Origin of the sequence: Sulfuricurvum sp. PD_MW2, assembly GCF_002633015.1 — a bacterium.
Taxonomy (GTDB): Bacteria; Campylobacterota; Campylobacteria; order Campylobacterales; family Sulfurimonadaceae; genus Sulfuricurvum.
The window spans coordinates 26916-42361 of record NZ_NSIU01000011.1; the positions used below are offsets into that span (position 1 = coordinate 26916).

Sequence of the window (15446 nt, forward strand, 5' to 3'; positions counted from 1 at the left end):
GACTTAGGCGTGAAAACGCCCAAGATTTTGATTCAATCCCTCTGCAATGTTGTAGAGATTTTCTGCGGTAGCAGCGATATCTTTCACTCCTCGTGCATTCTCTCGGGCAAGATTGTTCATAGCTGCTATACGCTGGGATATCTCTTCAACCTCTTTTGTATTGCTATCAGCATCTTGAACCAATTTTTTAATCGCTTCACTCGTATGCTGAACCACATCAGCAGTATGCGCGATTTTATCTCCGACAAGCTTGGATTTTTCTCCCAACGATTCGATACTCTTCGCATTACGTTCCATTTGTTCTGAAGCTTCTTCGATCGATGATACGATAACCGAAATGGTAGCGTCGGTTTGGGTCAAACTCCCCTGTGTACGTTCGGCAAGTTTTCGAACCTCATCCGCAACAACGGCAAACCCTCTTCCATGTTCACCCGCGCGCGCTGCTTCGATAGCGGCGTTTAGTGCCAAGAGATTGGTTTGATCGGCTATTTCACCGATAACAGAGAGTACTTCACGTATTTGTCGGGCATTATTGGTCAATTCACGAATTCTTACGGCAAATTCTGCTTCTACCTCTACACTGTGATGAATCATATCGATCATGGTGTTCAACTCATTCTGAGATAGTTTTAATGTTTGGGTTGCAGAAACAACCTCTTTGCAGGTTGCTTCATTTTCTATTTTCGAAAGACTCAAATCGCGTATGATCTGTTCTGTTGTATGATGGATAGCATCCATTTGCACCGATTCATCTTCCATTCGACGACCGATTGCTAGGGAAGTTTTTGAGAGTTCCGTCGCAACGGATGTATTTTCATCCGAAGAACGCTTCGCATGTTGTACCATCGTTTGAATTACACTGATAAATGCATTGATGGAGTTTGCCGTACGGGCAGGTTCATCCGATCCCAAAACTTTCAATCGCTTGGTCAGATCACCATTCCCACTTGCAAGTTCTTCAGCGACACTTTGCATCATAGCGAGTTTATTAGCGATCGAACGTTCAATGAAAAATAATAACCCGGCAACAAATATCACCAAAATGACGATGCCGATAATTTTCATTATCACCATATCCATAAATTCACTGTCAACATCATCGATATACACACCCGTTCCGACAATCCATCCCCATGCAGGAAAAGATCGTACAAACGTCAATTTTGGAAGCGGTGTTTCCGTATTAGGTTTTGGCCACATATAGGAGACGAATCCCTCTTTTTGCTCTTTGGCTACCTTGGCGAATTCGACAAATAAAAACTTCCCATTCGGATCTTTAACACTGGTGAGATCGGTATTGTCCAATGCCGGTTTGATCGGATGCATCACTCCGCGTACCTGATCGTCCAAAATAAAAAAATACTCTTTCTCTTTGTATCGAAGCGTTTTGATATGTTCTTTAGCCGCTTCCTGAGCGCTTTCCAGACTCATACGCCCCTCTTTGACCTCATTTTCATAATGAGACAACAAAGATGTTACCGTATCTATTTGCGATGTCAACATGGTCTTTTTTGAATCCATCAATCCATGTTTTGCAGAAATAAGAGACTCAATAGCTATAACAATAAGAGACAGGGAAACCAAAACGGAAACCAATGCCAATTTTGCTTTTATCGTCAATCGATCCATATCATCACCTCTTTGTTCCATTTAAAATAGAACATTATAATCACAAAATGTTGCAAGAGTATAGCAACAATGGTTAAAATAAATAAAAATTCGTCATTGCGTCGTTATTTTAATGCTTCCAAAATGACATGATCTTCCAAATCGATCTCATCGTTTTCCAAAATCGGATCTAACGCATGCATCCCATACGGATAAGAAGATCTTGGATCACCTGTAATCAAAGGATGCCACGATGGCAACGGCTCACCTCGATAACGGAGGCGATAAGCACACGTTTGCGGAAGCCATTCAAACTCTTTTACCCTCTCCAATGTGAGTTTCATACACCCTTCAACCTTCTGGTGACGATTGGCATAATCACTGCATAAACGACCTTCAATGTTATAACAGCGACATGCAACACGAGTAAGATAGATTTCATCATCCTCTTCGTCCTGCAGTCGATGCAAACAACATAATCCGCATCCATCACATAATAATTCCCATTCCTGAGTTGTTAATTCTTCGAGTTTTTTTGTTTCCCAAAACGGGGCAGTAGTAGTATTTTCCATAACCGAAAAATAGCATATTTAGGGTTAAAACCGAGTATTTAGCCTATTATTTGGGTATGATGAGGATACTAAAAAAGGATATCGCATGACAACTGAACAACCATTGGATGAACTTCTGCGCGAATGTGCAAACTCGGTAGGAGGAAAAAACTTTTTCCTCACCCTCGCCGAAACGATCCGATCTACCCGCGAGGGGATTCTCGTCGGTGAGAAAAAACAGATTAACTACTCCAGCGGAACAATGACATGGAACAAAACGCTTCATGCCGACAACTGGAGATTATTGATCGAATCAGCCAAAGTGCGCACTAAAGACGGCAATATTTTGCTCCCGGTAGAAGACAAACGACACAAAAACATCCTCAACATGATCCGAACCCTTAAACCGCTAACCTTTACCGTAAAACCAAACAACAGCGAGGATGGAGAGGGATTTAGTTTTGCCGCGCTTGAAGTGATCGATGAGAAAACAACACGGGTTTCTCCGCTGTTCAAAGCGATGTTTACGATGCCGATCGAGGTATTAAAAAAGAATATGGGATAAAAAAAGGGATTGTTTTTAAGACGAAAGAGGTGGAGCGGGAAACGAGACTCGAACTCGCGACATTCAGCTTGGAAGGCTGACGCTCTAGCCAACTGAGCTACTCCCGCATCACAAGTCGAATTTTATCACTCATACCCTTAAAAGTTCATTTATTAGTGTAGTGGAACATACGCATACCCCTCGTTTTGCCACTTGACCAATCCGACCATTGCCGATTTAATCGGTGTGACAAAAGGGTATAAATCTTGACTCAATATCCCCCTTTTATGCATCCCCGACATACACACTTCCAAATGAATTCGATATTTTTTTACCATCTCTTCGAGACGTTGTTGAATCACTTCTTGATGTTTGACGAGTGATTCATCGAGTCCGTACGATGTATTATTCAAATTTTGAACAAAAAACTTGTATGCATCGCCATGTATCACAACAGCTACATCAACCATGTCTCCTTGGGAACTGAAATAATCAATCGTTCCGGGAAGACCGTTCAAAAATGCTTTATCGAAAGATTCAAAATCACCGGTTTTTAAATCTATCATCATTTTTTTCGTCTCTGCAAAAGAGAAACTCACCATACATAAAAACAAAACAATTAAAATACGCATCTACAATTTATCCTTATCTGAATATCTACCTATCTATTTTATCGTGACGCATTATTGTAAAAATAGTGTAAATTATTCGTCACTTACCAAGCTTTATCTGTATAATTCGGAAATTATTTGAAACTATTTTGATACACATCGGATACCCTTTTATGAGAACTCAACGCTTACCCTTCGGCAAACAAAATCCTGATAAGAAAAATGCCGTTTTTTTAGCCATCTATGTGGATGCAATTTCCCCATGGCGCTACTTTAAAGATGATATGCAGCACATCAAATGCCCTGCTTTAATAATGATTGATAGATGGGATGGACGCATGGGATTTCCGGGAGGAACAGTCAATGACGGGGAAAATCTCACAGAAGCACTGATACGGGAGATCAAAGAAGAAATAGGTATCACGATCAAACCTGAAAAAGTCCATCCGATCGTAACACACGAGACTCGTATTGTTACTCACCTCTATGGATTAAAGGTCTTAGAAGTCGAATTTTTGCACATCTATTACCATATACTCAACAACTTCTCCCGCTCAATCCTTTTGCACGCGTATGAAGAAGGGGACGATTCTCATTTTATGTCGGAGATTACAGGGATCAAAATCGTCCCACTGTTACAGCACGACAACAAAGGGATCAACCGTTTTCTCGAAAACTCTTTTGCCGGTTCATCACGAGATGATTTAGACGTATTGCTCAAAGAAGTTTTTAACCTCAAAGTTTAATGGATTCGTTTACCGACAATATCACCAAAAAACAATACATCTTCTAAAATGGCTCTCTCAGATAGGCCATCTCTGCCGAGATTAATCAACAGTTCTCCTTGAGCACTGGAGAAAATACGGTCATTCAAAACAACTTTCAAAAATTCCCCATCATCCGTCTCAAGCTTTTGTTTCATCTCGGAAAGAGCCTCGCTTTGGGGAAATGAGACATTGATCCGACCATCTTTGCGGTTTCCGCCAATAACATAAAAATCCCGATCATGCCGCTCTTTGAGATAGTGTTTAAAATTAAAAAAGAGTGTTAGAATGTCTTCGGAAGCGTAAAAATCATTTTTGACTTTATCCCATTCATCGCTTTGAATATTTTCACACCATACCGTTTTATTGGGATGGTCAAACGTATAAATTTTGGTCGTTTTTTTCGAATCGGTACGACGGATTTTGATGTATTTTTGAGGAAGCAATATCCCATTAACGATCCGTCCATGACTCTCATACGTTTCAACGCGATTATTCGTCAATACTTTTGCGATACCTGTCGTTCTCGCTTCGATACGGATCGAATAGGTATCGTCATCACGGGTTTCAAAACGGGCATCTGCCACCCCGAGGGCTTGAAAAATTCCATACGATACTTCATACGTTGCAGTCACTACTTTGGCATACGAGATCTGAATCAGTACTATCACCAAAAAAACGATCTTTTTCATTCTCTCATCCTTTGGTGATAGAATAGTCTCTTATTGTGAATCTTTTGCGAAATTACAACTTCAGCAATAATGAGCCCGCCCCTTTGGAGACTATCCCCAAAGGTACTTTGATCCCCTCTTGCATATGATCAGCAAAGATTCGATTGAGCCATACGCGATTGGTCTGTACTTTTTGGAGAATCAAATATTCCTCTTTATCTTCTGTAAGGGTAGTGTATGAACCGATATCCACATTCAAAGGCTGTTTTTCCCCTTCCGGAAACAAATTGAAGCGGAGCGTTTTTTTGCTTGTATCGACGATCACATTCTCCACTTTTCCGTATCCACGAGTATTGAAATACATCGAAACGGCAGATGTAAGAATTTTGGAGCGAATCGAATCGATTGTAGAAAGATCGGCAGAGTACAAAGGAGCCAAGCCTAAAAAGAGTATTACTATCAAACGTGTCAGCATAATTACCTCGTTATATAAAAGTGCAATTATAGCTCCAAGGGGTTAAAAGAGTACTTCCCATCATTACTTTTTAAAGGTACACTGTCACTTATTTTTACTCTACAGGATAGATAAATGACTCAAATTCTTGTTTTTGCCGTTGTGGCACTCCTTTTTTACTGGCTCTCCCGAAGCTTTTCTCAAAATCAGCATACCTATACCCGCAACCAGTTTGCCGGATTCAAACTCACCAAAGAGAACCTCGCGTACAGTGAGTTGGGCCTCTTTGTCGCTTTGAGTGCAAAAATCGCCAAAGCCGACGGTCGGGTTGATGAACTCGAAGCCGAGCTTATCGGAAATATGTTCAATGACATCAGTGCCCTCTTCCCAGATCCCGAAGCGACCAAAAAACTTCTCAAAGAGATTTTTGATGAAGAAAAAAATGCGCCTCACAATATCGATCCCGTAGCACAGGCTTTGTATCAAGCGCTCCAAAACGATGCGCATAAGCGTCAAAAGATGATGGAGTTTTTAGTCCATCTCACCTACATCGACGGAACTCTCAGCCATGCGGAAGAAGAGATGCTGCGTGTTATAGCCAATCATATGCAATTTCATGCAGATGAACTTGCCGCAATGTTGGAGCGCTTTGGATCGTACCATCGCAACAGTGTCAAAGAGAGTTCGATTGATCAGGCCTATTCCATGTTGAATCTCACCTCCAGTGCGACCAATGATGAGATCAAAAAAGCATACCGTGCACTGGTACGGGAATACCATCCCGATATCATTAAGTCACAAGGTGCATCCGATGAGTATCTTAAAGAGGCAACTGAAAAAGTCCAAGAGATCAATGCAGCCTATGAAATGATCAAAAAAACACGCGGGATGTAAAAGGAGAGACTATGGATAAAAAACGTCTGTTAAATGGTGCGTTTTGGATTATCTTTATTGGATTATTGGGGGTATTTGCCTATACGAAAGGGTGGATTTTAACCAATTTTGAATCCATATCCTCGACACAAGCGTATAATTTACTACAATCAAATGAAAACGTAGCCATACTGGACGTCCGTACTCCGCAGGAGTATTCAGAAGGGCATATTGAAGGTGCAATTTTAGCCCCCGTACAAACATTACAAAATGATCTTGCTCAAATTGCCAAAGTGAAAAATCAAAAAATTATTGTTTATTGCCATAGCGGCAATCGCAGCGTTGCCGCCTCTCGAATACTGGTGCAAAACGGTTTTACACCGTTCAATCTCAAAGGGGGTATTACCGACTGGAAAGCGAACGGGTTTGCTACGGTTCAATAATCTTTACTGAACGTAAAGGTTATTCCCCCCTGCAGCTTTTGCCTGCGCCAATGCACTGTCCGCTTCATCGATTGTATCGTTTAGGGTATCTTCGGGATGAAATACGGCTCCGATTGAAATACTCAAAAGAATCTCTTCTTCAGCGAGATGAAGAGGGACAAAAGCAACTTTTTGCCGTATCAGATCTAAAAGTTCCATTGCACTATCACGCGTATGGTTTTTCAAAACAAGACAAAATTCATCTCCCTCAAAACGGGCTAAAATATCCTGATAATCAATGCTCGATCGGATAATGTCCGCTATCTGTATGACGATTTTATCCCCTGTTTCCTCTCCATGAAGGGCGTAGAGATGCCGATAATTATCAATACTAATCATTGCCGTTACAAACTCTTCCTCTTCAGAAAAACAAGATTCCATCATCGTATAAAAGTGGCGGCGATTATAAAGTCCCGTCAAAAAATCACGTTTGCTGTAGTGGGTAATCATATCAATGTTTTCTAATGCTTCAATCGCATTATTGAGCCGGCAGGAAAATTCCTCTTTGCTAAAAGGTTTATTGATAAAATCGTTCGCTCCGTGTTTAAGCAACATGGCTGATACGTCCGAATCCTCGGTTGAGGAGAGTACAAAAACACAAAGCTGATCTTTTGTGTATTTTTTACGTACTGCTTTTGTAAGTTCCAATCCGTCCATTACCGGCATATTATAATCGGTAATAATCATTTTGATATCCGGATTTTCTTCCAAAATGAGCATAGCTTCTTCTCCGTGAGCCAATGCGTACACTTGGAAAAAGAGGTTCTCTACCATCTTTTTCATCTGATTTCGGAAAATCGACGAATCATCGACAACCATCACTTTATGGGCACGGTTTTTGAGGAGCCTTCTGATCGTATCGATCACATAATCGATATCATCGATCCCCCCTTTGTGAACATAATCGATAATATCTTTTTTCAGTATCGCTTTTCGAAACTCTTTGTCCACGCTCCCGGTCAAAACGATGGAAGGGATACGTTTTTTGAGCATGGCATCCACAATTTCACCATTGGGTGCATCAGGGAGATTGAGATCGATAATGGCAAGAGTATACGTATACTTGTGGCTAAAAAGTTCTGCTTCCGCAAGAGAATAAGCCATATCGACTTCTAATCCAAGTTCATTTTTTACTTTTAACATTACCAGTTTTGATAAGGTTTTGTTGTCATCAACTAATAAAACTCTTTCTTCTTTGACCATGGTCCATTTCTTTGTATGTTAGTTCAATGTAATATAAACGGCATTCTAACATAGTAACGCTGTTGTCACTGAATATTCGGTTTTCTCTCTTTCGATTTGAACGCTTTATCATAAAAATATTATATTTGTCTCACAAAAATATGGGATTTTGTTATTTTGCAACACACTTGCGACACAAAAGGGAAATAATTAGTATACGTAACAGTATTAGAGAAGGAGGTTTTTCGTGGCATTATCCTACTCATCATTGCATGCACTCAGAAGCATTGTGGCATCAACGATCAACGACTCAGATATTATCGTCATCGACTCAACACCTACCCTTTATCGCTACTCTGTTCAAGGTCACTATCAAAAACATGCCAATATGAAAGGGATACAATCGTATCCAAACCGTTATGGGAGTTCCGTCTCTATCACTAACAATGCCCAATTCGGGTTGGTGTGTGATGCAGCCAATGAACGGGTCCTCGTTTTATCACTGGAACCCGTCAAACTACTCTCTATGATTACAATGATCAAACCCGATGTTGTCCTCTTTAGCGATGATAACCATTACTTTGCGATTGGGAGCAATACGGGGCGATTAAAAGTATATGAACTGCTTGCATGCAAAGAGCTCTGCGAAATTCACCTACCTGATGGGATAGTCTGTGCCGCTTTTTCAAAAGACGGGAAAAAATTAGCGATTTCTACGATGGATAAAAAAGTTCATATTCTCTCACTTGCTACCAAAAAAATTACAAACGTTTTCAAAGTAGAAGATATCGTCGAATCGCTCACCTTCTCATCCGACAACAATAAAATCGTCGGATTCACCCGTCTGGGATCAACATTTGTTTTTAATATTTTGCACAAGCAGCAATTTTTGGGCGATTCATCCTTGGAGTGGCCTACCCATATAGCATCCGGTTTTAACGATCATGTCATTTTGCTAGGGACACGAAGCAATCAACTGTTGATCTACAATAATTCCGATGGGGCAAAACTCGGACGCGTTAGTTTGGATTACTGGGGAATAACCTCTATCTGTGCTTCATCTGAAAAAGTTTTTGTCGGTTTTTCCGATGGAAACGGTGTCATCATAGATTTGCACGATCCGATCGAAGAGGCATCACAAGCCATAGAAAGCAACAATATCAGTAAACTCATTTTGCTTGCAGCCGAAAATCCGTTAATCTTTGTCAATAATGAACTCTGTAAAAAAATCGAAAAACTTTATGAAACAGTTTTTCATTTTCACCCTACCAACCCACAAGAGCGTAAGGGATACGAAACCATTGTAGCGTTGATGATTGCGGATAGCGCTATTCGACGAGAATTGATGCAAACCCTTTATGCTTCCGAAGAGATCGCCCCTTTTATGGAAAATATCTCGACCGGAAACTCGCAGCAAGCCTGCTCAACCGCTTTTGATGCACCTCTGCTGCGTCAGCTTAGAGAGTTTCATGAAGTACGCACCAATTGTCTCAAAGAGCTGATGCTCGAGATAAAAGTTTTGGACAACGATCCTGAAAAATTTAAAGAATATATCGAATCTGTCCCATCGAGCTGCTCGGCGTGTGTACACAGTATCATCCCAAGTCCGGACATTCTCGAAGAAAACTACAAGAAACTTGTTTCCAGTGCTTCGGCAAATAACTACTCCGCATTGCTCGAAATCACGGAACAATTCGGTGCTCTTCGACAAACAAAAGTCTACCGCAGACTCATGAATTACGGGGAAGCGCTCATCGATAAAACACTGATGATGATAGCCTCAGGCAAAATGAATGAAGCCGATATTTATGCTACGAAATTATCCCGGATCAAACCATTTGCCCTTACGGGCAATGATTTCAAAAATCAGATCAAATCGTTCGATGCATTTTCTAATGCGGCAAAATCCAATGATCTGATCAAACTCTTTGCTTTGGCATCGGAATATCCGGCCCTGCGAACAACGGAAATTTTCAGAGTACAACTTGAAAACTACAAAAAAAACATCTTGATCCCTGCAAGTCCTCTTATCAAAAAAGGGGAAGTTTCCAAAGTTTTAACACTGCTATCGCCTTATGCATCCATCGAGTATTTTGAAGAAAAAAACTTTATTCTTTTGAAAAAAGCTCTCATCCACGAAATCGGTTTATATGCCCCTTTTGGTGAAGAACAAGCCCTTTTGGATCGCTATCACAACTGCTATGGATGGGATGCGGAGTATGCACAGGTCTGTCTGAGTCTAAAAATCGCTCCAAATCTCAGTAAAAAACTCGACGAAGTATCGCAAGAATGCAAAAAACTAACTACATTTTTAACAGGAGAAAGAAATTTGAGAATTGTCCCCAATCAGGAGAGTGTGAATGAGGAATGATCCATTCAACACCCAAAATAACGCAAAACTTTTAAAAGAGATCGCTTTTGACATGAAAGTTTTGTTTGTCGAAGATGAAATTGAAATCCAAGAACAACTAAAACATTTTTTGTCCCGTTTTTTTAGTCGAGTTGACACGGCTGATAACGGGGTAGAAGCACTGGAACTCTATAATCTTCATACCTACGATCTTGTCATTACCGACCTGACGATGCCGTTTATGGATGGAATAGAACTCTCGGCAAATATTCGCAGTATCAAAGATAAACAGCACATCATCGTCGTCTCCGCACACTCTGAGAGTGAAAAGCTTATTGAACTCATCAATATCGGTGTTGATGGGTTTATCCTCAAACCGATAGATATTCAAAATAGCCTCAAAATGTTGCTAAAATCATGTCAAGCCATATACGATCATAAAATGCTTCACTATTTTAATACTTTGTTGGAACAAACCAATAATGAATTGCGACAGAGTAACATAGAACTAGAGTGTACGCTAAATCAGCTCGGACGACTGCGAGATGAATATAACCTGCCGAAAGAAGAGGATTATGTTCCATTTTCAAGTGATTCGTTCACTGATGTGCCTTTAGAGGATTTTTATGCTCAAAACGATCCCGAAGAATTAGAAAGGCTCAATGAAGATTTAGAACAGATCGAAGATGATTTCAATCTCCTTTTAGTCAGTTTAGATCGAAATACAACCACCAATACGCTCATGCTGTTCAACCAACTGCTGCGCTCATACGCAAACCAAATTCATCTCATTCCTCAATGTCATACGCTGGGATACGCACTCATACAGATATCACGACGTATTGATACGGTTGAGATAGAAGAAATTGAGTCTATATCGCCTATAATTCCTATGATCACCTCATTATTCGATCATTTAGAGCAGTGGAGACGCGGTATATTTGTTTATCAAAATGTAGATAGCATCCATTTTATGGATGAGTATCTCTTGAAAAAAATTGATGAAATCGAAAGATTACTAGCGAATTAAAATGAAACACAAAGAGCAATTATTAACTCTCATTATTGAAGATGCTGTAAAAAAAGGGGCTCCAATCATCAGATGGGAGTACTCGGCAAACGGCAGAGTGGTGATTTTTCGACATAATCGTATTCCTCAATATTGCATTAATCTCTTTCAAGCTGCTGATATGCTGATCCATCAATACAATTTGACCAAAGAATACAGTTTTATTTACGCGAAACACGGGATAAATACATCTCAAAAATCATGCGAACTTCCTCAAATTTCAAACAGTGGTGACATGGATTATGAAAGCAAATGTATAGAGATGTGTAACGATCTGCTTTTCAGTTCATCTCAACAGTTTAATGTTGATACCCAAAATAAAATCTACAGTATCATTCACAAAGCATATGATGGTAATGAGATCAGTAAAGATGGTTTTTTACGTCTTCGAAGCAAACTCTCCGCATTTTATAGAGACAAAAACTCTTATGCTCAAACGGCCGAAGAGAGAAATAAATTACGCCCGATTATCCGATTTTTTGAAAATATGCGATACGAAGATTTTTTAGAACTATTTTAAACAATCTTGTGAGATTGCAACATACTTGCCACACTAACACCCTACACTTTCACATAATTAATTCTTCGTGAAGGAAATAAATGATCCAAAAAATCGCACTCGCATCTCTTTTTTGTGCCGTTTCAGTCGCTGCAGCACCGATCCAAACCATAAATTTTGACGGAAATCTCAAAATTCCTACCAAAGTTTTACAAAAAAACGTTCAAAGCCATATCGGTAAGAATGGTGATCAAGATCAGATCAAAGCGATCCTAGAAGAGACGGAAGCATACTATCGTAACCATAACTATACGCTCGCATTTGCACAAGCTGAACCGATGGACGAAAAAAATGGGGTAGTCACCGTAAAAATTGGAAAATATGCCGATTTCAATGAGTTTTCTATCGGAGAAATGAAACGCCGTGCAATTCAAGAAGGTGCTATCAATCAAATTTTCTTTGAAGGAAATGAGAAAATTTCAACTTATCGTCTGATGAAACTGGTTCAACCATCCCTTGGCAAAAAAAATACTACTGCCAATCTGGATGAAATCACACTTAATGTCCAAAAATATTATCGAGAACATAACTATGAGTTGGCCTATGCAGAAGTAAAAAATGTGAATGAGAAAGGGATTGTGACGATTGAAATCAAAAAATATCCTAATTTCAAAGCTCTTTACGCTCGCGAAAACAAAAAACAACCCACTGCACTCTAAATCAATAACCTGTTCATGAACAGGTTATTTCAAATCACACTATTTTTTCTATCGTTTTGATCGATGATTGATAAACTGCTGAATCGTTGCAGGGATATTATTGAGATCTACAATCTCCTGAACTGCTCCGCATTCGACCGCTTTTGCCGGCATGCCGTATACGACACAACGTTTTTGGCTCTGCGCAATCGTATACGCACCGGCGTCAAACATCTCTTTCATCCCGATCGATCCATCATCTCCCATACCGGTGAGCATCACACCCATTGCATTGGCTCCTGCGGTATTGTGCACACTCCGAAACAAAATATCAACACTAGGTTTATGACGACTGATTCGCGGTCCATCAAGCAATTTTATATAATATTTTCCTTGACGGTTATCCAAAAGCATATGACGATTCCCCGGTGCAATATAAACCGAAGATTCTTCGACCACTTGACCATCTTGAGCTTCATAGACATTCAGCGGACTGATACGATTCAACCGCTCCGCAAAACTCCCTGAGAATCCAAAAGGAATATGCAAGGTAATCAATATAGGAGGCAAAGGGGGAACAAGTGTGGAAAAAATTTCCATCAAGGTCTCTACACCTCCGGTTGAAGCGCCGATCGCGATTACTTTCGGTCCGGGTATCAACACTTTTTTAACCGGTAAAAGCTCATTCGGATGATTTTTTACCGTTTCGATTTCAATCACATTTTTTCGATTCGGTTTTCGTTTGGCCTGATACCGATCAATCAAAAAGGTCAGACGCAGAAGCGTATCTTCAACCCGTTTGAAGAACAGTTCATCACTCTCCCCTATCCCTTTTTTCGCGATAAAACCGACAGCGCCATCATCAAATACATCCTGATGTCGAGAAGCATCCGTAGAGATAACAACCGCCGGCATCGGATGAAGCCGCATTAGATTACGTAAAAACGACACCCCATCCATTTTTGGCATATTGATATCGATGGTGACCAAATCAGGCTCATGCTGTTTGATCAGATCACGCGCTTCAAATGCATCAGAAGCGGTCGCAACCACTTTAAAATCCTCCAAACGCGAAATCGTATCGGAGAGGATACGCTGCATCAACGGAGAATCATCTATTACTATCACTGTATACATAACTTCAGCCTCTAAAATAATGTAACGCCACTATCATCAGCAGGCAATTTTTCTGTTTTTTCGACTTTTTTGGCCAATGCACGATCGCTTTGTGCGAGGCGCTCTTCCATAGAACGATTGGCAACCGTTTTTGCAATCGTTTTGAATCCGTTGTCCAGCATCACAACCCGGCCGTTTATCCCGAGGACGTTTTCAGCCGTAATACGGATCCCTTCTGAGCGGCAAAAACTTCGTGCAAAAAGGACATTTCTCTCACCGATATTATCGCTAAGATCGTGTAGGATATTGGCCCCTCCAGCGATTTTTGCCGTGATATTCTCTTTACGGCACCCTAATTTGTACATTTCATTGAGCATCGTTTCCATGGCATAAAGACCAAAACGGCACGATTGCCCCTGTGCACAAGAGGTAGGGAGTAGAAAATGGTTCATCCCTTTGATCCGAGATACGCTGTCATAGAGCATTACGGCAACACATGAACCCAACAACGTTGTAATCGGCATATCGTCTTCATCATACGTAATGGCAAATTCACCACCGATAATTCCGAGTGTAGGTCGGTTTTGAATATATTTGACCGCGTCAGGACGTGACAATGTCACGACCTTCGAGTCAACCGTTCCTTTGATTATTTTCATGGTAATTCTTTTACTTTTACAAAAATATTTTGGCCATAGCGTTCAACATACGGACTAAGTTCAAGCGGACTTTCCGAATGTCCTAAATAGAGTGTACCGCCCATTCTGAGGGTACGAAAAAGCTTCTTTAAAATTGCATTTTGATCTGCTTGACTAAAATAGATAAGAACATTTCGACAAAACACAACGTCAAACCCTTCATTTTTAAACGGATAGCTCTCCGCCATCAGATTGTGCTGATTGAAGCGCACTCTTCGAGAAAGTGTCTCTTTTACTTTGATCAAATAATCTCCATCTCGACTCGGATGGGGACGGCGCTTGAAATAATTTGCCGGTTTGATCCAATCGGGAAAATCCTCAGCATTTTTATTCCACTCATAGACACCGTTTGAGGCGTGTTTTAGAACATCCAGATCAATATCCGTTGCTAAGAGCGAATAGTTTAGCATCGGACGGCTATATTCCTCTTTGGCCTGTTCCATCGTCATCAAAATCGAATACGGTTCTTCTCCTGTTGATGAAGCCGAGCAATAAATTTTAAATTCACCGCCTTTTTCAATCGCCTCATGAAATACACGGTTTTTCAAATCGTCAAAATGAAACTCTTCACGGAAAAAATTGGTTTTATTCGTTGTAAATGAGCTGATAAACGTCTCAATATGTCTTCCATGTTCAATCGCTGAAAGCACCGCATCAATATCATCATGTCCGACATCGCGTTTGAGTTTATCCAAACGGTTTGCAATCATGACGTCTTTGTTAGCCCCCAGCGTAATCCCGCTGTGTTTATAGGCTAGTGTTCGAGCCCGTTCAAGCTGTTGCGCTGTGTACATGAGAAGACCCAGAACTTTGACGTGAAAGACGCTGCATTTCGTCTTTGTCCAAAATACGGTCAATATCAAGAATAACGATCATTTTATCCTCTTTCTTGAATAACCCTTTGAGATATTCGGGAGCGATAGAGGTCCCCATATCCGGCGCTGGATAGAGACGATCAAGTTCAACATTTTCCATATCTGAGACTTCATCCACGACTAAACCGATCATTCGCATATCTTGCGTTTTTACCGCGATAACAATCGTACGATTGGTATAAATCGGATCATCATTCGTATTAAAACGGACGCGCAGATCGATAATAGGAGCAACTTCACCACGCAAGTTGATGACTCCTTTGACCCAGCGGCTAGCATCCGGAATCGGAGTTACAACAGGATAAGTCAGAATCTCTCTTACCTTGCTGATCTGAATACCGTAGGTTTCATCGCCGAGTTTAAACGTAAGCATTTGGTTACTTTCCATAACTGACATAAGG

18 protein-coding genes and 1 tRNA gene are annotated in these 15446 nt (G+C 40.6%); 8 read left to right on the forward strand and 11 right to left on the reverse strand.

Annotated features, from left to right (window positions below):
- Positions 1 to 3: 3 nt before the first annotated feature.
- Entirely contained in the window at positions 4 to 1650 is a 1647-nt protein-coding gene (locus CJD30_RS06555) for a methyl-accepting chemotaxis protein (RefSeq protein ID WP_294917600.1), read from the reverse strand.
- Between the two features lie 83 nt (positions 1651 to 1733).
- Positions 1734 to 2180: a YcgN family cysteine cluster protein gene (locus CJD30_RS06560; RefSeq protein WP_294917601.1), complete on the reverse strand. Its 447-nt coding sequence runs from the start codon at positions 2178 to 2180 to the stop codon at positions 1734 to 1736.
- Positions 2181 to 2265: 85 nt separating this feature from the next.
- On the opposite strand from CJD30_RS06560, the gene CJD30_RS06565 reads away from it, so the two are divergent.
- Positions 2266 to 2724 (forward strand): hypothetical protein, encoded by a 459-nt coding sequence (locus CJD30_RS06565; protein WP_294917602.1) that lies wholly within the window; start codon positions 2266 to 2268, stop codon positions 2722 to 2724.
- A 30-nt stretch (positions 2725 to 2754) separates the two neighbouring features.
- On the opposite strand, the gene CJD30_RS06570 is transcribed toward CJD30_RS06565, so the two are convergent.
- Together CJD30_RS06570 and CJD30_RS06575 are read right to left on the reverse strand one after the other, a co-directional pair.
- Positions 2755 to 2831 (reverse strand) — tRNA-Gly (locus CJD30_RS06570).
- A 45-nt stretch (positions 2832 to 2876) separates the two neighbouring features.
- A complete protein-coding gene (locus CJD30_RS06575) occupies positions 2877 to 3335 on the reverse strand; it encodes a DsrE family protein (protein ID WP_294917604.1) in 459 nt (152 codons plus the stop codon).
- 152 nt (positions 3336 to 3487) lie between these two features.
- On the opposite strand from CJD30_RS06575, the gene CJD30_RS06580 reads away from it, so the two are divergent.
- Positions 3488 to 4060, forward strand: a complete 573-nt coding sequence (locus CJD30_RS06580; RefSeq protein WP_294917606.1) for an NUDIX hydrolase — start codon at positions 3488 to 3490, stop codon at positions 4058 to 4060.
- Here the strand turns inward: CJD30_RS06580 and CJD30_RS06585 are convergent.
- The gene (locus tag CJD30_RS06585) at positions 4057 to 4770 is read right to left on the reverse strand and encodes a DUF3108 domain-containing protein (protein ID WP_294917609.1); all 714 of its coding nucleotides are present in this window, start codon (positions 4768 to 4770) and stop codon (positions 4057 to 4059) included. The genes CJD30_RS06580 and CJD30_RS06585 overlap by 4 nt on opposite strands.
- A 52-nt stretch (positions 4771 to 4822) precedes the next feature.
- Complete coding sequence (locus CJD30_RS06590; RefSeq protein WP_294917611.1) at positions 4823 to 5224, reverse strand: hypothetical protein; 402 nt, start codon at positions 5222 to 5224, stop codon at positions 4823 to 4825.
- A gap of 114 nt (positions 5225 to 5338) precedes the next feature.
- Here CJD30_RS06590 and CJD30_RS06595 point away from each other — a divergent pair, with 114 nt between their 5' ends.
- The gene (locus tag CJD30_RS06595; protein ID WP_294917614.1) at positions 5339 to 6097 is read left to right on the forward strand and encodes a DnaJ domain-containing protein; all 759 of its coding nucleotides are present in this window, start codon (positions 5339 to 5341) and stop codon (positions 6095 to 6097) included.
- Between the two features lie 11 nt (positions 6098 to 6108).
- On the forward strand, positions 6109 to 6519 hold the full coding sequence (locus CJD30_RS06600; protein WP_294917616.1) for a rhodanese-like domain-containing protein: 411 nt from the start codon (positions 6109 to 6111) through the stop codon (positions 6517 to 6519).
- Positions 6520 to 6522: 3 nt separating this feature from the next.
- Here the strand turns inward: CJD30_RS06600 and CJD30_RS06605 are convergent, their stop codons facing one another.
- Positions 6523 to 7761 (reverse strand): diguanylate cyclase, encoded by a 1239-nt coding sequence (locus CJD30_RS06605; RefSeq protein WP_294917619.1) that lies wholly within the window; start codon positions 7759 to 7761, stop codon positions 6523 to 6525.
- 226 nt (positions 7762 to 7987) lie between these two features.
- On the opposite strand from CJD30_RS06605, the gene CJD30_RS06610 reads away from it, so the two are divergent.
- From CJD30_RS06610 to CJD30_RS06625, 4 genes are all read left to right on the forward strand, one after another.
- The gene (locus tag CJD30_RS06610) at positions 7988 to 10111 is read left to right on the forward strand and encodes a WD40 repeat domain-containing protein (RefSeq protein ID WP_294917621.1); all 2124 of its coding nucleotides are present in this window, start codon (positions 7988 to 7990) and stop codon (positions 10109 to 10111) included.
- The gene (locus CJD30_RS06615; protein ID WP_294917622.1) at positions 10101 to 11120 is read left to right on the forward strand and encodes a response regulator transcription factor; all 1020 of its coding nucleotides are present in this window, start codon (positions 10101 to 10103) and stop codon (positions 11118 to 11120) included. Before CJD30_RS06610 ends, CJD30_RS06615 begins: the two co-directional genes overlap by 11 nt.
- A 1-nt stretch (position 11121) precedes the next feature.
- Positions 11122 to 11679: a hypothetical protein gene (locus CJD30_RS06620; RefSeq protein WP_294917625.1), complete on the forward strand. Its 558-nt coding sequence runs from the start codon at positions 11122 to 11124 to the stop codon at positions 11677 to 11679.
- Between the two features lie 80 nt (positions 11680 to 11759).
- Complete coding sequence (locus CJD30_RS06625) at positions 11760 to 12377, forward strand: POTRA domain-containing protein (protein WP_294917627.1); 618 nt, start codon at positions 11760 to 11762, stop codon at positions 12375 to 12377.
- 48 nt (positions 12378 to 12425) lie between these two features.
- Here the strand turns inward: CJD30_RS06625 and cheB are convergent, their stop codons facing one another.
- From cheB to CJD30_RS06645, 4 genes are read right to left on the reverse strand one after another with little or no spacing between them, the layout of a single operon-like run.
- A complete protein-coding gene (gene cheB / locus CJD30_RS06630) occupies positions 12426 to 13493 on the reverse strand; it encodes a chemotaxis-specific protein-glutamate methyltransferase CheB (RefSeq protein ID WP_294917629.1) in 1068 nt (355 codons plus the stop codon).
- Positions 13494 to 13504: 11 nt separating this feature from the next.
- The gene (locus CJD30_RS06635) at positions 13505 to 14131 is read right to left on the reverse strand and encodes a chemotaxis protein CheD (RefSeq protein WP_294917631.1); all 627 of its coding nucleotides are present in this window, start codon (positions 14129 to 14131) and stop codon (positions 13505 to 13507) included.
- Complete coding sequence (locus CJD30_RS06640) at positions 14128 to 14964, reverse strand: protein-glutamate O-methyltransferase CheR (RefSeq protein WP_294917633.1); 837 nt, start codon at positions 14962 to 14964, stop codon at positions 14128 to 14130. The genes CJD30_RS06635 and CJD30_RS06640 overlap by 4 nt, the downstream gene beginning before the upstream one ends.
- Positions 14942 to 15442 carry a chemotaxis protein CheW gene (locus CJD30_RS06645; protein WP_294917636.1) on the reverse strand — a complete coding sequence of 167 codons (501 nt, stop codon included), beginning with the start codon at positions 15440 to 15442 and terminating at the stop codon, positions 14942 to 14944. Before CJD30_RS06645 ends, CJD30_RS06640 begins: the two co-directional genes overlap by 23 nt.
- Positions 15443 to 15446: the final 4 nt, after the last annotated feature.